The organism is Plantactinospora mayteni (assembly GCF_016862935.1).
GTDB lineage: Bacteria > Actinomycetota > Actinomycetes > Mycobacteriales > Micromonosporaceae > Plantactinospora > Plantactinospora mayteni.
Map to the genome: position 1 here is coordinate 160,160 of NZ_BONX01000008.1, position 18,158 is coordinate 178,317.

The window sequence follows — 18,158 nt, forward strand, 5'->3', positions numbered from 1 at the left end:
GAGATGGAGACCGGTGCGGTGACCGACCCGGCGCCGGCCGGTGCGGTGACCGATCGCGCGCCGGACGCGGTGACCGACCCGGCGGAGGGCGAGGCGGTGGTCGACCGGGCGGCCGAGGCGGTGATCGATCGGGTGATGCCGTCGACCGGCGGCGTGATCCCGAAAGGCCGCGCAGGGCGAGCGGCCAGCGCCAGCACGGCCTCCGGCCGACCAGTCGAGCCCGGTCCGGCGGTGGAACTGGCCGGAGTGGCGAAGGTGTTCAACGCCGGCCGTCCGGACGAGGTCACCGCACTCGACGGCGTCGACCTGACCGTCGGCCGGGGCGAGTTCGTCAGCCTGATCGGGCCGTCCGGGTGCGGCAAGTCCACCCTGCTCCGGCTGGTGGCCGACCTGGTGCCGCCGACCGGCGGGACGGTACGGGTGGCGGACCGGTCGGCCCGGCAGGCCCGGCGGGACCTGGCCTACGGCATCGCGTTCCAGCAGGCCGGCCTGCTGGACTGGCGGACGGTGGCCCGCAACGTGGAACTGCCGCTGGAGTTGCGCGGGCTGTCCCGGCGGGACCGGCAGGGCAAGGCGCGGGAGATGCTGGAACTGGTCGGGCTGGCCGACTTCGCCGGGCACTATCCGGACCAGCTCTCCGGCGGGATGCAGCAGCGGGTGGCGATCGCCCGCGCGCTGGCGGTGGATCCGCCGCTGCTGCTGATGGACGAGCCGTTCGGGGCGCTGGACGAGATGACCCGGGAACGGTTGCAGGACGAGCTGCTGCGGATCTGCGCCCGCAAGGGCACCAGCGCGCTCTTCGTCACCCACTCGATCCCGGAGGCGGTCTACCTGTCGGACCGGGTGGTGGTGATGTCCGCCCGGCCCGGCCGGATCGTCGAGATCGTCGGCGTGGAGCTGGGGGAGCGGACCGAGGCGACCCGGCAGTCGGCGGCGTTCTTCGCCGGCATCACCCGGGTCCGCGAGGCGCTGCGGGGTACGCCAGCACGGTCAGCCCCGCCAGCGGGCGCGGACCAGGCCGCTGCCGGGGCACCGGCATGACCTCCGACGGAGCCGCCCCGGGTTCGTCGGCCGGGTCGGCCGGGCTCGTCGACCCGACCGTGGCGGTGGATCCGGCCGCGCCGGTCGGGGTCCGCCAGCGGAGCCGGGCGGCCGGAACCACCGGGCTTTTCCGGTCGGCCTGGCCGCCGCTGCTCTTCGGCGTGCTCGGGCTGCTGGTCTGGGAGCTGACGGTCACCCTCGGCCGGGTGGCGCCGTTCCTGCTGCCGGCACCGTCCCGGATCGGCGCCGAGTTCTGGGACAACCGGGCCACCATCTGGCAGGTCGGACTGGCCAGCGGCGGCAACGCCGGAATCGGGCTGCTGCTCGGTACGCTGGCCGCGCTCGCCGCCGCGATGCTGGCCAGCCGGTTCGGCTTCCTGGCCGAGGTGTCGCTGCCGGTCGCGGCGGCGCTGAACGCGCTGCCGATCATCGCGCTGGCCCCGATCCTGAACAACATGTTCTCCTCGACCAGCAGCATCCCGCGCCGGCTGGTGGTCGCGATCGTGGTCTTCTTCCCGGTCTTCCTCAACACGCTGCGCGGGCTGGCCGAGGTGAATCCGGTGCACCGGGAGCTGATGACCAGTTACGCGGCCGGCGGCTGGGCCTTCACCCGGCTGGTACGGCTGCCCGGGGCGCTGCCGTTCGTCTTCACCGGACTGCGGCAGGCCGCCTCGCTGGCGGTGATCGCCGCCGTGGTGGCCGAGTACTTCGGCGGGCGGCAGGACGGGCTCGGTTCCCGGATCACCTCGGCCGCCTCCTACACCGCGTACCCGCGCGCCTGGGCGTTCGTGCTCGGCGCCTGCGTACTCGGTCTCGTCTTCTATCTCGCCGCCCTCGGCCTGGAACGCCTCGCGATGCCCTGGCGCGCGCGGCGGCCGGGCTGAGCCCCGACCCGCCTGGCCCTCGCCCGCCCGGCGCAGCCCGACCCCGGGGCCGACCGGCTCCGACCGGAGTTCACCGCTGGAGGAACGATGCGAACATCCGCACGCCGGCTTCCGGGCCTCGGCGGCCACCTCGGCCGCGGCCTCGTCGCCGGAATACTGAGCGTCGCCCTGCTGACCGGCTGCGGGACGGCGGACAACGCCGGCACCCCGAGCACCGGGGCGGGCGGGACCACCAAGGTCCGGTTGCAGTTGCAGTGGTTCGTCCAGGCCCAGTTCGCCGGCTTCATCGCCGCCGCCGACCGGGGCTTCTACGCCGAACAGGGCCTGGACGTGCAGATCCTGGAGGGCGGCGTCGACATCGTGCCGCAGACCGTGCTGGCACAGGGGCAGGCCGACTTCGCGGTGGCCTGGGTGCCGAAGGCGCTCGCCTCCCGGGAACAGGGTGCCGGGATCACCCAGATCGCACAGATCTTCCAGCGCTCCGGGACCTACCAGGTCAGCTTCGCGGACCGGAAGATCGGCTCGCCGGCCGACCTGCGGGGCAAGAAGGTCGGCAACTGGGGGTTCGGCAACGAGTTCGAACTCTTCGCCGCGATGACCAAGGCCGGCCTCGACCCGGGCCGGGACGTGACGCTGGTGCAGCAGCAGTTCGACATGCAGGCGCTGCTGCGCGGTGACATCGACGCCGCCCAGGCGATGAGCTACAACGAGTACGCCCAACTGCTGGAGGCGAAGGATCCGAAGACCGGTCAGCTCTATCGGCCGGAGGCGTTCACCGTGCTCGACTGGAACTCGGTCGGCACGGCGATGCTCCAGGACGCGATCTGGGCCGGCAGCGAGCGGCTGGCGAACGACAAGGCGTACCAGGAGACCGCGACGAAGTTCCTGGCCGGCACCCTGAAGGGGTGGATCTACTGCCGGGACAACGTGGCACAGTGCCGTGATCTGGTGGTGAAGCGGGGGGCCAAACTGGGCGCCAGTCACCAACTGTGGCAGGCGAACGAGGTCAACAAGCTGGTCTGGCCGTCGCCGGGCGGGATCGGGGTGGTCGACGAGGCGGCCTGGAACGCCACCGTCGACCTGGCACTGACCGCCCGGAACCAGGACGGCAAGACGGTGTTGACCAAGCGGCCGGAGCCGACCGCGTACACCAACGACCACGTCCGGGCGGCGCTGGACCAGGTACGGGCGGCCGGCCTCGACGTCACCGGCACCGGGTACCAGCCGATCACGGTCACCCTGAACGAGGGCGGCGCCTGAGCTGAACGAGGGCGGCGCCTGAGCGGAGAGTACGGCCTCGGGGCGCCGGCCGAGGGCGGTATCGGGCTCGTCGGGCTTTCCCGGTTGGTGGTGGCCGGGAAAGTCACTCCGAGTGCCGATCGGGGCTTGTGGTAAAACCTACTAAGCAGATAGGTTTTATGGGCTACTCTCGCGGGTAGTCGAACACTTGCCCTGAGGACCGAAAATGATCTCCATTTCTCCGAACCCGTTGACCGGGCCAGATCCGCTGGCCATCGCCCGCCGGTACGCGGCGGACGCGGCCGGCCCGGCCGGCTGGGCGGTGCCGCTGCGCTTCGATCCGGTCGAACGCTGGTACCACCGTCTGGCCAGCGCCACCGACCACGAGGTGTGGCTGCTCACCTGGCTGCCCGGCCAGCACACGGACCTGCACGACCACGGCGGATCCGCCGGCGCCTTCCTGGTCGCCGCCGGAACGCTGGTCGAGGAGACCGTGGCCCGCGGCGGGCTCCACCCCCGGCGGCTCGGCACCGGGGCCGGTCGCCGGTTCGGTGCCCGGCACGTGCACCGGGTCGCCAACAACGGCGACCAGCCCGCGGTGAGCGTGCACGTCTACCGTCCCGCGCTGCGCAGCATGACCCGCTACCGGCTCGACGGCGGGCGGCTGCGGGTCGCGGACGTGGCCGAGGCGGGGGTCGCCTGGTGACCGGGTGCGGCACCCGGCGCGGGTTCGAGGCCCGACACGACGGAAGGACAGCACGGTGAACCTGACCAACCTCCGAGAGCCGGTCGACGGCTGTCGCCGAGCGCAGGCCCCGGCCGGTTCGCGGAGCATCGACGAGATTCTCGCCGCCGCCCGGGTGCGGCTGCGCCGCCTGGAACCGGAGGCGGGGCACCTCGCCGCCCGCGCCGGTGCGGTGCTGGTGGACATCCGCCCGGCCGCCCAGCGGGCCGCCACCGGATCGATCCCCGGCGCGCTGGTGGTGGAGCGGAACGTCCTCGAGTGGCGGTTCGACCCGCGCAGCTCGGCCCGGCTCCCGCTCGCCGACCGGTACGACCTGCCGGTCGTCGTCTTCTGCCAGGAGGGCTACACGTCGTCGCTGGCCGCCGCCGCGCTCCAGGACCTCGGCCTGCACCGGGCCACCGACATCGTCGGCGGGTTCGTCGCCTGGCGCGGGCTCGGGCTGCCCGCCTTCGGGCCGACCGACGTCTACGCCCAGCCCGATTTCGTCCCGCCGGTGATCCCCCGGCGGGCGCTCACCTGACCCCGCGCGCCACCGCACGCGGGCGGACCGGACCAACGTCCCACGAAGGAGTTTCCATGTCGGTCGTCGCCATCCACCCGCGTACGCCGTCGCCGGCCGGACCGCGCCGGCCCGCCTCGGCCCGGCGCCGGTCACCGGTCGCCGAGACCGCACCGGTCATCCGGGTCACCGTCGATCTCCCGCTGGTCGGCGGGCGGGTCACCCCGGAACTGACCCTGCTGCTGGGACTGGTCCGGGAGCTGCGCGACCAGGGCGCCGACGTGGTGACCGAGACCCGCCTGCCGGGCCGGCCCGCCACCGATCCCGGCCTGCCCGGCCTGCCGGACTCGGTGCTAACCGGCCTGCCGGATTCGGTACTGCCCGACGTCGCCGCATCGGTGCTGTCCGACGTCGCCGGATCGGGCCTGCCCGGCATTGCCGGATCGGCTCTGCCGGGCCTGTCGGAGCCGCTCCTGGGCGGTGTCGCCGGTCCGGTGCCCGGGGCCGTCGCGCCGGTCCGGCCGGTGGAGACCGGGGCCGAGCCGACCGGTCCGGGCAGCAGCGCCGCAGCGTCGGCGACCGGTCCGGGCGGTGCCGGCACGGGCGCGCTGCGGGTGCTGACCGGGCCTCGGGTGGTACTCCAGGGCGGGCGACCCGTCCCGTTCACCCGGCTGGAGTTCGACCTGCTGGTCTTCCTGGCTCGCAACCCCCGCCGGGTGTTCACCCGGTTGCAGCTGCTCAGCAACGTCTGGGGGTACGAGCACGCCGTCGCCCGTACCGTCGACGTGCACGTACGCCGGCTACGAGCCAAGTTCGCCCGGTCGGTGCCGCTGGTGACCACCGTGCACGGGGTCGGCTACCGGCTCGCCGACGACGCCCCGGTACGGATCGACGACCGCGCCTGACCGGCCGGCGGCCTCCGAGGCCCGTCCACGCTGGACGGATCGTTCACCCGCTAGTCATGGGATGTTCTCCGAGTTCGATGGAGGTGCCGCGACCTGCGATGTTGCTGATCTAGCAGGTCGAGAGCCAGTCGTGACAGCGGATGCTGGCATTGACATGGGTTGTCCCTCGGGATAGAAATCTTCGAATACGAGCGATGGCCCGACAAAAGTTGTCAGCCACGCTCGGTCGCGTTTCACCGAGGAGGCCAGATGACCGAGGTCGTCCGCGCGGCACCGGACGGTGCCCAGGTTTCGGTAACCCTGCCCCCGGAGGCGGGCACCCTGAAGTGGTACGGCGCCACCCGGTTCAGCGGGTCGCAGTTCCTGCGCGACTTCAGCTTCGCCCAGGCCGGAGCGCACAAGGTGATCCCACACAAGATCTTCCCGGGTGGACGGACCGAGGTGTTCCGCCGGCGCGGCTTCGATCTGATCGTGTACGAGGCAGCCGACCGGTCGGACGGCTGCCTCGTCTTCGCCGGGCCGCACAACGAGGCGACCACCTGGTTCGGTGGCCCGGCACCCCGTCCGGCGGTACTCAACCGGATCATCTCGATGGTGACGTTCAGCGACTCGCCCATCGGGGCCCGGATGGCGGACAACCCCGCCGCCAACCTCCAGCAGCACGGGACGATGCTGATCGGGTCCGACGCCCGGATGACGCTGATGGTCCGGGACGCCCGGCAGGCCCGGTCCGAGCTGCCGACGTGGCAGGGGATGGCCCGGGGGGACACCGAGGTGTGGCGGAGCCGGATGGACCTCCGCGAGGAGGACGCGACCAGGCTGGCCGGTACGCCCTTCGAGTGGCGGTACACGTTCGCCAACTCGACCTCGGTCTTCGACGTCACCTTCCGCAGCACCCCGCCCCCGGGCGTGCGACTGGCCCAGGCGGTGGACGAGGAGCACGTGAACAGGGTGCTGGCCGGGCTACAGGTCTCGTGGGCGGGGTGACGGGCCCGCCATGAGTCTGCCCACCGCCATCGCCCTCGTCGCACTGCTGCTCTCCGCCTTCGCCCTGCTGGCTGTCGGTGCCGTGTACGCGAGGCTGCGCCTGCTGGAACGGACCGCGCTGAATCCGCGTACCGCCCTGCTGGCCGACGAGGCCGAGTCGGCGCCGACCGCGCTGTGGCCGACCGGGGAGCAGCGGCACACCCTGGTACTGCAACTCAGCGACGGTTGTGCCCTCTGCCACCTGGTGTGGCAGGTCGCCGCCCGGCACGTGCCGGGTCAGGACCTCGACGACGTACGCGTCGTCGGGCTCTTCGCCTCGCCGGACGCGGTCGCCGCCTTCGACGACATCTCCGGGGTGACGACCATCGTGGACCCCGACCTGTGGGGCGCCCTCTCCGAGGGTTACACCCCGTGTGTCTTCCTGATCGACGCCGAGGGACGCGTCGCCGACCGCCGGTTCGTCTACGGCGACACCGACGTACCGGCGCTGCTGGCCGGCCTCGTCCCCGCACTCGACGTCTCCGCACCCGAGACCTCCGGGAGTAGCCGTGCGCTTTGATCTCATCCCCGACACGGACGCCGCTCCGGCCGACGCCACGCCGAGCCGGGTCCGCGCGCTGATCCCCGACCCTCCGGCCGCCCGGCGGACGGTGTTCAAGGCCCTGAGTGTCGGGGCGCTCTCCGCCGCGCTGGTCCCGTTCGACCTGGTCCTCGCGCGCCGCGAGGCCGCCGCCGCGGCGGCGCCCAGTTCCGAGTGGACCAACCCGCACTGCACCGACTACCTCTCCAGCGGGTACACCCCCGGGACGTGCAACTGGTGGGAGGGGCCGGCGATGTGCCACGGCGGCTGGCGCCGGGGTGGCCGCCCGTGCAACGCGGAGAACCGGCACTGGGACGGCCACTTCACCTACAGCAGCCCGTGGTACGAGGACGTCTGGTCGCAGCGCACCACGCACTATTGCAGCGGGCGGAACGCCTGGCGCTGGTCGGCCCCGAGCGGTAACACCTTTCGGTGCTCCGACGCCTGGACCCACATCTACTGGGACGACGGGACCGACCGGGCCGACCTGACCATCGCGGTCTGCTTCATCGGCGTCTACGGCTAAGGGCTGTCTCGTGGATCTCGCCGGATGACCGCCGATCCCATCGGGCGTACGACGGGTGCCCGGCTCCGCCGGGCCCTGTCGCACCCGCTCACCGTGGCCGTTCCGGTGGTGGCCGGCGCCGTCGTACCGGCGGTGCTCGGCGCGACCAGCGGCACCGGGGACGTTGCCGGGACGGCTCTGGCGCTGCTCGCCTTCGCCTGGGCGGGCCTGGCCGCCGGGTACGCCAACTCGGGCTCCACTTGAAGCAACAACTCGGCGTTCCTGCTGAGCGCGCCGGTCTGGCGCGGTTCCGTTCCACTGCTCGGGTTCGGCCTGGGCCTGCAACTCGGTGCCCTGCTGGTGGCGGTCGTCGGTGCCGTACTCGGCGGGCTGGTCCAGGCGCTGCTGCCCGCACCCGTACGGCTGGCGCCGCTCGCCCTGCTGGCCGGGGCCGTACTGCTGCGCGAGGCCGGGCTGCTGACCCTGCCGGTGCCGGAGAACAAGCGACTCGTCCCCGAGGCGGTACAGCACCGGGGGCGGTTCCTCGGCACGATCCAGTTCGGCTTCGAGATGGGGACCGGGATGCGTACCTACTCCCCGTCCGCGCTGCCGCACCTGGTGCTGCTCGCGATCCTGCTCGCGGTGCCGTTCGCCGGCGCGGTGACGGCCGGAATCGGTTTCGCCGCGGCCCGCTGGATCATGCCCGCGGCCAGCCTCGGCTACGGCGGCGACGGTTCGTGGGAGGAGCGCTGGCGGGCGCACCGGAGGCTGCTCGCCGTGGCGACCGCGCTGGCCACCGTGGCGGCGCTCGGCACCGGTCTGATCCTGGTCGACCGGTGAACCGGCCCGGGTCAGACCGGGGCGGCGAGATCACCGGCCTGGTGGTGGTCTTCGACGCGGCGTGCGGGACGTGTTCCGGCATCGCTGGCCGGCTACCCGACATCCTGGCTCCGGAGGTGCTGGTCCGGTCCTGCCGGGATCCCCGGCTGACCGTCGAGTTCCCGGTCCTGGCCCGACGACTCGGCCGCCGGCCGTGCGCCCGGCCGCTGCTGGTCCTGCTCCGGGCCGGTGGCCGGGCCGAGGTGCGCGCCGGGATCCCGATGCTGCTGGCCGGCGCCCGGCTGCTCGCACCACGGCGTCGGCTCGCCGCGATCCGGCTGGCCGGCCGGCTCGGGTACGCCGCTCTCCGGCGTCGCGCCGCCGCCGGTTGAGCGCGACCGTGCCGCTTGAGCACGATGTCGGGGTTGGGCACGACCTCGCCAACTCAGCCGAGCAGGGCGGCGATGGCGGCGAGTGAGACGGTGGCGGCGACGGTGGAGAGCACCACGACGTCCCGGGCGTGTGACTGGGCCTGCCGGAAGTGGGTGGCGAAGACGAAGACGTTCTGCGCGGTCGGCAGCGCCGAGGTGACCACGGCGGCCAGCAGGGCCGGCCCGGTCAGGCCGAGGGCGTACCGGGCGATCACGTACGCCACCACGGGTTGCACGACGATCTTGAGGGTCACCGCGACGTACCGCTGCGCGGCGCCGGGGCCGGCCGCCAGGGGGCGGCTCCCGGGCAGCGACATGCCGAGCGCGAGCAGGGCCAGCGGGACGGCGGCCGAGCCGACCAGGTCGAACGGGCGCAGCAGCTCGGCCGGCGGCTGCCAGCCGGAGAGCGAGACCAGCAACCCGCCGGCGGAGCCCAGCATGATCGGGTTGCGGGCCGGCAGCAGCGCCAGCCGGCGTACCGACAGACCCCGGTCGGTGGTGGTGGCGTCCAACACCCCGAGGAACAGGGGTGACGCCACCAACACCTGGAAGATCAGGACCGGGGCGACGAAGGAGATGTCGCCCAGGACGTACGCGGCGACCGGCAGCCCGAGGTTGGCCGCGTTGACGTACGACGCGGACATCGCCCCGACGGTCGCCTCGCCAGCCGGGCTGCGCCAGCCGAAGTGCGCGACGAGCAGGTAGACCGCCGCCACGATCAGGGTACTCAGCACGAAGGCGACCAGCGCCGGGGTGGCCAGATCGGCCACTGTGGACCGGGCCAGGGTACCGAAGAGCAGTGCGGGAGTGGCGATCAGGATGACCAGCCGGGCGATCACCGCGGTGCCGTGCGGGCCGAGCAGGTCGTACCGGCCGGCGAGATAGCCGACCAGGGTCACCGACCAGATCACCCCGAACCCCGTCAGCACGCCCCGCATGTTGACCATCCTGCCGGGTGTACGGTGCGCGACATGATCTGGTACTAAGAGCGAGCAAGTGATTCCGGTGAGTTTGTCGATTGTCACATTCATGCATCGTCGTGTCCCCTTGACCCTCGCCCCGGTGCCCGGAAGCATCGAGACAGCGGCGGTTCGGGCCGTGGGGGAACACCCGGAGCAGCCAAGGAGGACCATGTCGGTCAGCCCCACCTCGTCGCGTACCGGGTGGCACAGCGCCCAGCCCGTCGGCCCCGGTCGACCGCCCGGGGCGTCCCGGAGACCCGCCGGGTCGACCGCGCCGACGCTGACGGTGACGCTATCCATCCCGCTGGTCGGCAACGAGGAGGTCCTGACGGCACCGGCCCGTCGGCTGCTCGAAGCCGCCCGCGAGCTGGTGGAACGGGGCGAGGCGACGATCACCGGTGGGTTCGCCGGCCAGGCCGAGCGCCGCGCCGAAGCCGCCGCGCCGCGCACCCCGGCCCGGTCGGTCAGCTCCGCCGCCATCGGCGCATCCGAGCTGCACATCCTCGCGGCGTCCCGGTCCGTGCTGCTCGGCGGCGAGCCGCTGCCGCTCACCCGGCTGGAGTTCGACCTGCTGATGCACCTGGTCGCGCACCCTCGGCGGGTCTTCACCCGACTCCAGTTGCTCACCGCCGTCTGGGGCTACGAGCACACCGGGGTCCGCACCGTCGACGTGCACATCCGGCGACTGCGCGGCAAGGTCGGCGACGTACCGCTGATCACCACCGTCTACGGGGTCGGTTACCGGCTCGCCGACGACGCCGTGGTCACCATCGACCGCAACGCCTGACCGTCGACCGTTACGCCTGACCGTCGACCGCTACGGCCGACCCACCCCGGGGCGAGGTGTCAGTGCCACGGGGTGGGCCCGGCGTCCCGGGCCAGCAGGGCGGCCTGCACCCGGTTCGTGCAGTCGAGTTTCGCCAGGATCCGGCTCACGTACGTCTTGATGGTCATCTCGCTCATCCGCAGCCGCCGGCCCACCTCGGCGTTGGACAGCCCCTCGGCCACCAGGCGCAGGATCTCCGACTCGCGGGTGGTCAGTGCCGCCAGCCGGTCCCGCCGCCTGCCGTCGGCGCCCCGCCTGTGACCGGGCCGTCGTGACGCCTGACCGGCCTGCGTCGCCGTGACCACGGCCCCCGGTCGGTGTCGATCCGGGCCGGGGCAGGATGGTCGGTTAACGCTTCCCCACGGCTGGAAGCCGGGGGATTTCTGGCTCAGACCGCACGAGAGCACCATCCCGGAAGGAGGTGATCGCATGTCTCACGTCGTCGGCACCAGCACGGTCACGCTCTGCCGTGGCGAGGATCGTCCTCGCGGCGTTCCGGTCCCGACACGCGGTGTACCCGCAGGTGTCGCACCGGAAGACTCTGATATCCAGCCCGAGACGGTGCTTGGCTCTCGTACCGCACTGCGAGCAGGTCATCGTGGTAAATGCGGGCGGCACCAACACCACCCTCCGGCCCGCCCGCAAGCCACGATCAACCAACTCCCGCTTCGCCGCACCAATCGCCGCATCAGCAGCCTTACGCGCCATCCGAGACCTGGCCAGGAATGTCGGCTTGAAATCCTCCACAGCAATCGTCGCGTGGTCGTCGACGACCTTCTTCGCCCAGACCCGGGCGTTGTGGGTGTTCTGCCGGGCCGCCCTCTTCGCCACCTTCGCCGCCTGGCGCTTGGCCCGCAGATAGCCGTTCGACGGCTTGACACCCCTCGGGCGCCGACGGCGGGCCATCCGGCGCTGGAGTTTGGCCAGTTCGGCGGCGCAGCGTTTCCGGTGGCCGAGGTGTGGCAGGTCGTAGGCGGGGTCGGTGGTCGTCGCGGTCGTCGTGACACCCCAGTCGACACCAATCGCTTCCTCAGCATCAGGCGCGGGCGTGGTGTTACGGCGGACGACGAAGGAGGCGTACCAGTGCCCGAGCGTGTCCTGGTAGACCCGGACACTGGTTGGCGCGGACGGCAACTCGCGGGACCAGACGACCGGAATGGTGACGCCGCCGGGCAGCCGCAGTCGACGGTCGCGGATCGAGAACCCGCGCGTGGTGTATTCCAGGCTGGGCAGAACGTCCTTACGCCGTTTCGGTCTCGGCCGACCCCATCCCCTCACCCTGAACGAGTGCTGGAGGGCCAGAGCGTAGCTACGCAACGTCTGCTGCTGGACGACCTGCGACCCATCCCGCAACCACGACGACCGAGCCCGCGCCTCGGTCAACAACTTCGACAACCTGCCGAAGTTGGGTTTACGGCCGGTCCTGTACTGGTGGACGGCCTCGTTCCACAGCCAGCGACACCGCCCCCACTCGCCAAACAGTGCGGCCTCCGCGGTCGCGCCAGGGCGCAACCGGTAGGTGTACCGCACCACCTCTTCCACACCCGCGAGCATCCCAGCCGCATCCGACAGTTCTGGCCCCGCAGAGGAGTCGACACCATGCCGACAACCAACAGCACGCCTGACCGCCCTTTCCTCCCCATGGCTGAAGCCAGGGGTTTCTCGGGCGGCTCTTGATGAGGATCCGCCCGATCACCCCCGAGCTGCTGGTGCAGGAGTTGGCCGACCGGCTGGCCGGCGAGCGTACCGCTGGCTGGCTGAGGGTGGCGGTCGACGGGCCGCCGGCCGCCGAACCGGGCCGGCTCGCAGACGCGCTGGTCGACCCGCTGCGGGTCCAGGGCCGCCCGGCGGTACGCGTCGACGCGGCGGACTTCCTCCGGCCGGCGTCGCTTCGCTACGAGCAGGGCCGGACCAACCCGGACGCGTACTACCTCGGCTGGCTCGACGAGGCGGGAATGCGCCGGGAGGTGCTCGACCCCGCCGGCCCGGCCGGTGCGGGGCGGATCCTGCCGTCGTTGTGGAACGCCGAGACCGACCGCGCCACCCGGGCGGACTACCTCGCGCTGCCGCCCGGCGGGGTGGTCCTGGTGAGCGGGCCGCTGCTGCTCGGCGGCGGCCTCCCGTTCGACCTGGCGGTCCACCTCGTGCTCTCGCCCGGCGCGCTGGCCCGGCGGACTCCCGAGGCGCAGCGCTGGACCCTGCCGGCCTTCGCCCGGTACGCCGACGAGGTCGGACCGTCGACCTTCGCCGACGTGGTGGTCCGGCTGGACGATCCCCGGCACCCCGCGCTGGTCGAACCGGAGAGCGTCCGCTGACCGCTGCACAGCCCTCGTCCAGGGGCGGCAGATCGGCGGTTTGCCGGCGACGGCGCCGGGGTAATCGCGCTGCTCATGACGGAGCGACCCGGACAATGCCGTCCAGGACCGCGGATCCGTTCCTTCGACGGAAAGGCAGGCAGCGCATGCTCGTCAACGAGGCAATCGGTACTCGCCGCTCGGCGGCCGACAGCGACCAGATCCGCCATGCCCTGCAAGCCCGTTACGACGAGCTGACCGTCGAGTACGACGAGGCGTTGACCCAGAGCCAGGTACTGCGCCTGGTGGAGGTCGGCGACACGGCCGGGGACGACCAGGCGGACAGCGGTACGAAGACGGCCGAGCGGGACACCGCGCAGTCGCTGCTGCGGACCATCCTCGACCGCCGGGCCCAGTTCGAGCACGCGCTCAGCCGACTGGCCGACGGGACGTACGGATGGTGCGAGGGCTGCGGAGACTCGATCCCGGTGGAACGGCTGGAGATCTTCCCCTCCGCGACGACCTGCGTCACCTGCAAGCAGTCCCGGGAACGCCGGGCGGCCTGAGCGGACGCGACCGACGACGGAGGTGGACCGCACCCGCCCCGCCCGTCCCGACCACGCCCGGCTTGCCCGTCCCGAGTGTGCCCGCGCTGCCTGTCCCGAGTGCGCCCGGCTTGCCCGTCGCGAGTGGGGCGGGTGAACTGGAGCCATGGCGCAGATCAAGGTCGGCACCGCCTCGTGGACCGATCGGACCCTGCTGGAGTCGGGCTGGTATCCGGCGAGCGCGGACAGTGCGGAGCGGCGGTTGGGCTACTACGCCGAGCGGTTCCCACTGGTCGAGGTCGACGCCACCTACTACTCACCGCCCGCCGAGCGGACCGCCGAACTGTGGGCCGGGCGTACCCCTGCCGGGTTCACCTTCAACGTGAAGGCGTTCAGCCTGCTCACCGGGCACCCGACCCGGGTCTCCGCGCTCTACAAGGACCTGCGGCCGGAGACGGAGAAGAAGAACGTCTACCCGGGTGACCTGCCGGCGCAGGCGTACGAGGAGGTCTGGACGCGGTTCCTCTCCGCGCTGGAGCCGCTGGCCGAGGCGGGCAAACTCGGCGCGCTGCTGTTCCAGTTCCCGCCGTGGTTCACCATCCGCCGGGACAACAAGCAGTACCTGCTGGAGGTGCGGCGGCGCTGCGGCCCGCTGCGCCCGGTCTTCGAGTTCCGACACGCCTCCTGGTTCGCCGACGGCAACCGGGACGAGACGCTGGAGTTCCTCCGCAAGCACGAACTGGCGTACGTCTCGGTCGACATGCCGCAGGGCCACCGCTCGTCCGTCCCGCCGGTGCTGGCCGCCACCGCCGACCTGGCGGTGGTGCGGTTCCACGGGCACAGCGACAAGTGGACCAGCAAGGACATCTACCAGAAGTTCGGCTACCACTACTCCGACCGGGAACTGGCCGACTGGGCGCCCAAGCTGCGCGAACTCGCCGACGAGACCGCCGAGACGCACGTATTGTTCAACAATTGCTATCGCGACTACGCCCAGACGAACGCCGCGAAGCTCCGCGATCTCCTGCCGGCCTAGAGCGTGTCTGACGGATCATGGTGGCATCAGGGGTAGGGATGGCTGAGGAGGCCGTCAGCGTCACTACGCGCGCCTAGGTAGTCGGCGAAGGTGACCGTGCCGCGGTCGCCATCGGTGAGCAGCTGGCCGCCCACGCCGAACGCCGCGCCCAGCCTGCCCCACAGGGGGATCTTGATGACCGGGCGGCGGCGCTGTGCAGCGGTGAGATAGGCGCGCATCAGGGCCGCCATCGACTCGACCTTCGGCCCGCCGAGCTCACGAACGCGGCCTGCCGCAGGCCCCATGACAAGTTCGGCCATTCGCTCGGCGACTTCGCCCACGTCGACTGGCTGCAACAGTGACTTCCGCGGCACCACGGCGGCCGGACCTTTGGAGAGTAGCGACAAGTACATCAGCATCAGATCGTGGAACTCGGTGGCCCGCAGGATCGTCCATGGCAGTCCGGAGTCTTCGACGAGCCGCTCGGTGTCCAGCTTGGCCTGGAAGAACCCGAACCGAACCCGGTCCACTCCGACGATCGAGACATACACCAGGTGCGGTCGCGCTCCACCTGTCGCGTCGAGGAGTTGCCGGAGTTGGGTCACGTCCCGCTGCGGTCGCCGGTAGTCGGCCGCACTCGCGCAGTGGGCGATCACATCCACATCCTCGACGGCGGCGGCCAGGCCATCGCCGGTCTCGAGATCACCCTGGACGAACCCGGGTCCCTGAGGCGGGCGACGACTCAACACCCGCACCTCGGTCCGATCCTGTAGCCGACGTACCAGCTCGCGACCCAGTACGCCGGTACCGCCGGTGACGAGCACCGTGTCTGGACGTGTCATAGCTCCCTCCTCACCTTGGAAACGGCTGGCCGGCTTCTTCAGGAAGCCCAGTGTGGCGTGAAAGCCAATCAGCCGGTACATCTGAACTCAGGGGCGCAGCGCCGACGCCGGTCCCGGGTGGGCGAGCGTCTCCACCGGCGGCGTCAGGCATGGGGTTCGGCGGCGGTGGGGCGATTTGCGGGGTTGCGTTCGCCTCGTTCACGGCCCTCAGACAGGCGGGAGCGGGCCAGAGCCAGCCAGCCGAGGACCGTGGCGATCAGTCCGATCACCAGGGCCGCGAAGCCACCGACTATTCCGTAGCCGGTGCCGGGACCGCCCTCGGCGGCGGCCACCACGAACCCGCCGCCGACCATGCCGGTCAGCCCCGCCGCCAGGGCCACGATGGCCCCCCTTTTCCCGTTGCCGTTGCCGTTGCCGATCCGGCCGCTGGAGCGGGCCAGGGCCAGCCCACCGATGACCACGCCGGCCAGCGCCACCAGTGCGGCCACGGCGCTCACGAGTCGCCCGGTGGTCAGGGCGTAAGCATCGCCAGCGACGAGCGGCTGGGCCTCGACCTGCTCGTTTGCTGGTCCGGCAAGCCCGAAAGCCCCGAGTAGAGTGACGCCGGCGATAGCAAGCACAAGCAGGGTGGCTCCGGCGATGACAAGCGTCAGTCGGACTGACGTCCGGCCTCCTGATGAACTCATGTCCCTCTCCAGCTTCGTGCGTCTCACTTCGGAAGTGTGAATTTCGCCTGATCATGCCGTCGCGGCCCATCACCTGTCGTCCTGCTGACGCGGGCACTTCACCCTGCCGCGAGCGGCGCGTCCGGCTGACGCGGATGCCGCAGAAGCCGGGACGGTACCGCGGGTGCGGTAGCCGGCCGATCATCCGCGCGCACGAGTCGCCCGGGCCGACATCCGGCTAGGGTGCGCGCATGGGCAGGGGACGGATCGGTGTCAGAGACTGGGCGATCGCCGCTGGTGTGGCGGCGATCCTGCTGGTCACCGGGCTGACCGGGCAGCGCTCCGCCACCAACCTCGACCTGCCCGGCGGATTCACCCGTCCCGGGTGAGCGGGGCTCACCCGCCCTGCGGCGAGCATGGCAAGGGTGGGCAGTAGCCGAGACGGGACGGGGGATCAGTCGTGCCGAACAATTCGTACTCGGTCTTCGAGTCGTCGATAGACAAGACCAACCTCATCCTCAAGGACATCGAGCAGGCGTACGGGTGGCCGAAGGAACGCCGCAACCAGTCGTACGCGGCCCTGCGCACCGTACTGCACCTGCTCCGGGACCGGCTGCCGGTGCAGGAGAGCGCGCACTTCGCGGCCCAGTTGCCGACGCTGGTGCGTGGGGTCTACTTCGAGGGCTGGGATCCGAGCGTCGTCCCGATCAAGCTGAATCGGGAGGAGTTCCTCTACGAGGTACGCGCCGGGTTCCCGTTCGACGTCGAGGGTGGCCCGGCGACCGTGGTGAACACGGTGCTGAACGCGCTGCGGCGGCACGTCACCCAGGGCGAGTGGGACGACGTCAAGTCGAGCATGCCGAAGGACCTGACCACGATCATGCCGTAGCGTCCCGGGTCTCGGCTCGGTCGCCCCGTGCGGGCCCCGGCATCACGTGCGGGCCCACCATCAACGGTGGCACGAAACGGGGATATCCCACCGGCCGGAGGTTCGTAGTGTCGGGTCGAACCGACACACATTCACCTCCGTGCCGACCTCCGCCATCGCGGTCAACCACCGCCGACGGTCCGGTCGGGACACGACCGGAAGGACCCAACGGGTGCGATTGCGATTGGCCAAGGGCGTGCTCGTGGTGACGCTGGCGGTGGCGGCACTGCCGCTGGCCGCCGGCTGCACCATCGGCGCCGAGCCCGACCGGGCAGGGGCGACCGGTTCGGCAGAGGACCAGCAGGACGGCGCCAGCCCGGCGGAGGGTCGGCCGGCGGAGCTGGGGCCGGTCGTCGCCACCAGGGAGGTCCAGTTCGACGGTAACGGGGCGGGTGAGGTCGTACCGATCAAGGTCGAGCTGTACGGGCTCCGCCGGGACCAGGGCTTCCTGACCGTCCGGGTACGCCTGACGAATGTCTCCCCGGACCCGAAGCAGGACTGGCAGATCAGCTCGACGTTCCAGGGCGACGCCCCGCGGCTCAAGAGCGGGAGCGCCTTCTCCGGGGTCTACCTGGTCGACCGGAAGAACCGCAAGCAGTATCTCGTGGCGCGCAACGCCAACCAGCAGTATCTGGCCTCCGCCGACCTGGGCGCGGTCTTCGTCGAGCCCCGGCAGGCGGTCGACCTCTTCGCCACGTTCGGGGCGCCACCGGACGACGTGTCGAGCGTGGACGTCGTCATTCCGCGAATTCCGGTGTTCGAGAATGTTCCGCTCGGTTAGCCCGCCGTACCGGTGGAGCACGGTCGCCGTCACGATCGGCCTGCTGCTCACCCCGACGGCGGTGTGGGCGGCACCCGGCGGGACGCCGAGCCCCGGACCGACGGTGGTGGGCGGGCCGACGTACCGGTCCCCGGGCGGAGAGGTCGAGACTCCGGTCCTCGACGTGCAGACCCCGACGGCGGACGTCTTCCTCGTCTCCGGCAACGTCGAGGGGGACAGCACCGAGGCGGAGTCCGCCGACCGGGTCGAGGTCACGCTCGGCGCCGACGTGCTGTTCGCGTTCGGCAAGGCCGACCTCACCCCGGCGGCGAACCAGCGGCTGGCGCGGGTCGCCGAGCGAATCCGCAGCCAGGCCAGCGGAACGGTGCTCGTCGACGGCCATACCGACTCGATCGGCAGCGAGGCGGACAACCTGCGGTTGTCGCGGCGACGCGCCGAGGCCGTCCGGGACGCGCTGGTCGCGCTGCTGGCCGGCGCCCCGGTGACCTTCCGGGTCAGCGGGTACGGCGAGCAGAAGCCGGTCGCGCCGAACAGCACACCGGACGGCGACGACGATCCGGTCGGCAGGGCGAAGAACCGTCGGGTCGAGATCCGCTTCGACAAGTAGTACCGATCGACGAGTAGCACCGAGGCTGACCGGTACCCGTGGCGATGGCGCGGGCCGG

General features: G+C 71.6%; 25 protein-coding genes. 20 read left to right on the forward strand and 5 right to left on the reverse strand.

What is annotated here, in order from left to right:
• The first annotated feature begins 3 nt into the window (after positions 1–3).
• From Pma05_RS08110 to Pma05_RS08165, 12 genes are all read left to right on the forward strand, one after another.
• Positions 4–1,041: an ABC transporter ATP-binding protein gene (locus Pma05_RS08110; RefSeq protein WP_239311909.1), complete on the forward strand. Its 1,038-nt coding sequence runs from the start codon at positions 4–6 to the stop codon at positions 1,039–1,041.
• Positions 1,038–1,925 (forward strand): ABC transporter permease, encoded by an 888-nt coding sequence (locus Pma05_RS08115; protein ID WP_203856683.1) that lies wholly within the window; start codon positions 1,038–1,040, stop codon positions 1,923–1,925. Before Pma05_RS08110 ends, Pma05_RS08115 begins: the two co-directional genes overlap by 4 nt.
• A gap of 87 nt (positions 1,926–2,012) precedes the next feature.
• On the forward strand, positions 2,013–3,185 hold the full coding sequence (locus Pma05_RS08120) for an ABC transporter substrate-binding protein (protein ID WP_203856684.1): 1,173 nt from the start codon (positions 2,013–2,015) through the stop codon (positions 3,183–3,185).
• Positions 3,186–3,390: 205 nt separating this feature from the next.
• Entirely contained in the window at positions 3,391–3,870 is a 480-nt protein-coding gene (locus Pma05_RS08125) for a cysteine dioxygenase (protein WP_203856685.1), read from the forward strand.
• Positions 3,871–3,931: 61 nt separating this feature from the next.
• On the forward strand, positions 3,932–4,429 hold the full coding sequence (locus Pma05_RS08130) for a rhodanese-like domain-containing protein (RefSeq protein ID WP_203856745.1): 498 nt from the start codon (positions 3,932–3,934) through the stop codon (positions 4,427–4,429).
• Positions 4,430–4,485: 56 nt separating this feature from the next.
• Complete coding sequence (locus Pma05_RS43930; protein ID WP_203856686.1) at positions 4,486–5,313, forward strand: winged helix-turn-helix domain-containing protein; 828 nt, start codon at positions 4,486–4,488, stop codon at positions 5,311–5,313.
• Positions 5,314–5,562: 249 nt separating this feature from the next.
• Positions 5,563–6,300: a hypothetical protein gene (locus Pma05_RS08140; RefSeq protein ID WP_203856687.1), complete on the forward strand. Its 738-nt coding sequence runs from the start codon at positions 5,563–5,565 to the stop codon at positions 6,298–6,300.
• A gap of 10 nt (positions 6,301–6,310) precedes the next feature.
• Positions 6,311–6,859, forward strand: a complete 549-nt coding sequence (locus Pma05_RS08145) for a TlpA family protein disulfide reductase (RefSeq protein WP_203856688.1) — start codon at positions 6,311–6,313, stop codon at positions 6,857–6,859.
• On the forward strand, positions 6,849–7,406 hold the full coding sequence (locus tag Pma05_RS08150; RefSeq protein WP_203856689.1) for a hypothetical protein: 558 nt from the start codon (positions 6,849–6,851) through the stop codon (positions 7,404–7,406). The genes Pma05_RS08145 and Pma05_RS08150 overlap by 11 nt, the downstream gene beginning before the upstream one ends.
• A 24-nt stretch (positions 7,407–7,430) precedes the next feature.
• Entirely contained in the window at positions 7,431–7,649 is a 219-nt protein-coding gene (locus Pma05_RS08155; RefSeq protein WP_203856690.1) for a hypothetical protein, read from the forward strand.
• A 96-nt stretch (positions 7,650–7,745) separates the two neighbouring features.
• On the forward strand, positions 7,746–8,225 hold the full coding sequence (locus Pma05_RS08160; RefSeq protein ID WP_203856691.1) for a hypothetical protein: 480 nt from the start codon (positions 7,746–7,748) through the stop codon (positions 8,223–8,225).
• Positions 8,222–8,596, forward strand: coding sequence for a hypothetical protein (locus tag Pma05_RS08165; RefSeq protein ID WP_203856692.1), 375 nt, complete (start codon positions 8,222–8,224; stop codon positions 8,594–8,596). The genes Pma05_RS08160 and Pma05_RS08165 overlap by 4 nt, the downstream gene beginning before the upstream one ends.
• A gap of 53 nt (positions 8,597–8,649) precedes the next feature.
• Here the strand turns inward: Pma05_RS08165 and Pma05_RS08170 are convergent, their stop codons facing one another.
• Entirely contained in the window at positions 8,650–9,573 is a 924-nt protein-coding gene (locus Pma05_RS08170; RefSeq protein ID WP_203856693.1) for an AEC family transporter, read from the reverse strand.
• Positions 9,574–9,766: 193 nt separating this feature from the next.
• Here Pma05_RS08170 and Pma05_RS08175 point away from each other — a divergent pair, with 193 nt between their 5' ends.
• A complete protein-coding gene (locus Pma05_RS08175; RefSeq protein ID WP_203856694.1) occupies positions 9,767–10,384 on the forward strand; it encodes a winged helix-turn-helix domain-containing protein in 618 nt (205 codons plus the stop codon).
• 59 nt (positions 10,385–10,443) lie between these two features.
• On the opposite strand, the gene Pma05_RS08180 is transcribed toward Pma05_RS08175, so the two are convergent.
• Both Pma05_RS08180 and Pma05_RS08185 read right to left on the reverse strand, forming a co-directional pair.
• On the reverse strand, positions 10,444–10,728 hold the full coding sequence (locus Pma05_RS08180; RefSeq protein WP_239311929.1) for a response regulator transcription factor: 285 nt from the start codon (positions 10,726–10,728) through the stop codon (positions 10,444–10,446).
• Between the two features lie 43 nt (positions 10,729–10,771).
• Positions 10,772–11,965: an RNA-guided endonuclease InsQ/TnpB family protein gene (locus Pma05_RS08185; RefSeq protein WP_203856696.1), complete on the reverse strand. Its 1,194-nt coding sequence runs from the start codon at positions 11,963–11,965 to the stop codon at positions 10,772–10,774.
• Positions 11,966–12,099: 134 nt separating this feature from the next.
• On the opposite strand from Pma05_RS08185, the gene Pma05_RS08190 reads away from it, so the two are divergent.
• The 3 genes from Pma05_RS08190 to Pma05_RS08200 all read left to right on the forward strand — a co-directional run bounded on the left by Pma05_RS08190 (position 12,100) and on the right by Pma05_RS08200 (position 14,298).
• Complete coding sequence (locus tag Pma05_RS08190; RefSeq protein ID WP_203856697.1) at positions 12,100–12,738, forward strand: nucleoside/nucleotide kinase family protein; 639 nt, start codon at positions 12,100–12,102, stop codon at positions 12,736–12,738.
• A gap of 146 nt (positions 12,739–12,884) precedes the next feature.
• Entirely contained in the window at positions 12,885–13,283 is a 399-nt protein-coding gene (locus tag Pma05_RS08195) for a TraR/DksA family transcriptional regulator (RefSeq protein WP_203856698.1), read from the forward strand.
• A gap of 145 nt (positions 13,284–13,428) precedes the next feature.
• On the forward strand, positions 13,429–14,298 hold the full coding sequence (locus Pma05_RS08200) for a DUF72 domain-containing protein (RefSeq protein ID WP_203856699.1): 870 nt from the start codon (positions 13,429–13,431) through the stop codon (positions 14,296–14,298).
• 26 nt (positions 14,299–14,324) lie between these two features.
• Here the strand turns inward: Pma05_RS08200 and Pma05_RS08205 are convergent, their stop codons facing one another.
• Together Pma05_RS08205 and Pma05_RS08210 are read right to left on the reverse strand one after the other, a co-directional pair.
• Positions 14,325–15,200 carry an SDR family oxidoreductase gene (locus Pma05_RS08205; RefSeq protein WP_203856700.1) on the reverse strand — a complete coding sequence of 292 codons (876 nt, stop codon included), beginning with the start codon at positions 15,198–15,200 and terminating at the stop codon, positions 14,325–14,327.
• 62 nt (positions 15,201–15,262) lie between these two features.
• The gene (locus Pma05_RS08210; protein ID WP_203856701.1) at positions 15,263–15,616 is read right to left on the reverse strand and encodes a DUF6223 family protein; all 354 of its coding nucleotides are present in this window, start codon (positions 15,614–15,616) and stop codon (positions 15,263–15,265) included.
• Positions 15,617–16,035: 419 nt separating this feature from the next.
• On the opposite strand from Pma05_RS08210, the gene Pma05_RS08215 reads away from it, so the two are divergent.
• From Pma05_RS08215 to Pma05_RS08230, 4 genes are all read left to right on the forward strand, one after another.
• The gene (locus tag Pma05_RS08215; RefSeq protein ID WP_203856702.1) at positions 16,036–16,173 is read left to right on the forward strand and encodes an NUDIX hydrolase; all 138 of its coding nucleotides are present in this window, start codon (positions 16,036–16,038) and stop codon (positions 16,171–16,173) included.
• Positions 16,174–16,244: 71 nt separating this feature from the next.
• Positions 16,245–16,673: a DUF2267 domain-containing protein gene (locus Pma05_RS08220; protein ID WP_203856703.1), complete on the forward strand. Its 429-nt coding sequence runs from the start codon at positions 16,245–16,247 to the stop codon at positions 16,671–16,673.
• A gap of 211 nt (positions 16,674–16,884) precedes the next feature.
• Positions 16,885–17,493 (forward strand): hypothetical protein, encoded by a 609-nt coding sequence (locus tag Pma05_RS08225; protein ID WP_203856704.1) that lies wholly within the window; start codon positions 16,885–16,887, stop codon positions 17,491–17,493.
• Entirely contained in the window at positions 17,477–18,100 is a 624-nt protein-coding gene (locus Pma05_RS08230) for an OmpA family protein (protein ID WP_203856705.1), read from the forward strand. The genes Pma05_RS08225 and Pma05_RS08230 overlap by 17 nt, the downstream gene beginning before the upstream one ends.
• The last annotated feature ends 58 nt before the right edge of the window (positions 18,101–18,158 follow it).

Coding starts and splice junctions, on each gene's coding strand:
- Pma05_RS08110 (WP_239311909.1), top strand. CDS start 4: ATGGAGACCGGTGCGGTGACCGACCCGGCGCCGGCCGGTGCGGTGACC.
- Pma05_RS08115 (WP_203856683.1), top strand. CDS start 1,038: ATGACCTCCGACGGAGCCGCCCCGGGTTCGTCGGCCGGGTCGGCCGGG.
- Pma05_RS08120 (WP_203856684.1), top strand. CDS start 2,013: ATGCGAACATCCGCACGCCGGCTTCCGGGCCTCGGCGGCCACCTCGGC.
- Pma05_RS08125 (WP_203856685.1), top strand. CDS start 3,391: ATGATCTCCATTTCTCCGAACCCGTTGACCGGGCCAGATCCGCTGGCC.
- Pma05_RS43930 (WP_203856686.1), top strand. CDS start 4,486: ATGTCGGTCGTCGCCATCCACCCGCGTACGCCGTCGCCGGCCGGACCG.
- Pma05_RS08140 (WP_203856687.1), top strand. CDS start 5,563: ATGACCGAGGTCGTCCGCGCGGCACCGGACGGTGCCCAGGTTTCGGTA.
- Pma05_RS08145 (WP_203856688.1), top strand. CDS start 6,311: ATGAGTCTGCCCACCGCCATCGCCCTCGTCGCACTGCTGCTCTCCGCC.
- Pma05_RS08155 (WP_203856690.1), top strand. CDS start 7,431: ATGACCGCCGATCCCATCGGGCGTACGACGGGTGCCCGGCTCCGCCGG.
- Pma05_RS08170 (WP_203856693.1), bottom strand. CDS start 9,573: ATGCGGGGCGTGCTGACGGGGTTCGGGGTGATCTGGTCGGTGACCCTG.
- Pma05_RS08175 (WP_203856694.1), top strand. CDS start 9,767: ATGTCGGTCAGCCCCACCTCGTCGCGTACCGGGTGGCACAGCGCCCAG.
- Pma05_RS08190 (WP_203856697.1), top strand. CDS start 12,100: ATGAGGATCCGCCCGATCACCCCCGAGCTGCTGGTGCAGGAGTTGGCC.
- Pma05_RS08195 (WP_203856698.1), top strand. CDS start 12,885: ATGCTCGTCAACGAGGCAATCGGTACTCGCCGCTCGGCGGCCGACAGC.
- Pma05_RS08200 (WP_203856699.1), top strand. CDS start 13,429: ATGGCGCAGATCAAGGTCGGCACCGCCTCGTGGACCGATCGGACCCTG.
- Pma05_RS08205 (WP_203856700.1), bottom strand. CDS start 15,200: ATGTACCGGCTGATTGGCTTTCACGCCACACTGGGCTTCCTGAAGAAG.
- Pma05_RS08215 (WP_203856702.1), top strand. CDS start 16,036: ATGGGCAGGGGACGGATCGGTGTCAGAGACTGGGCGATCGCCGCTGGT.
- Pma05_RS08230 (WP_203856705.1), top strand. CDS start 17,477: ATGTTCCGCTCGGTTAGCCCGCCGTACCGGTGGAGCACGGTCGCCGTC.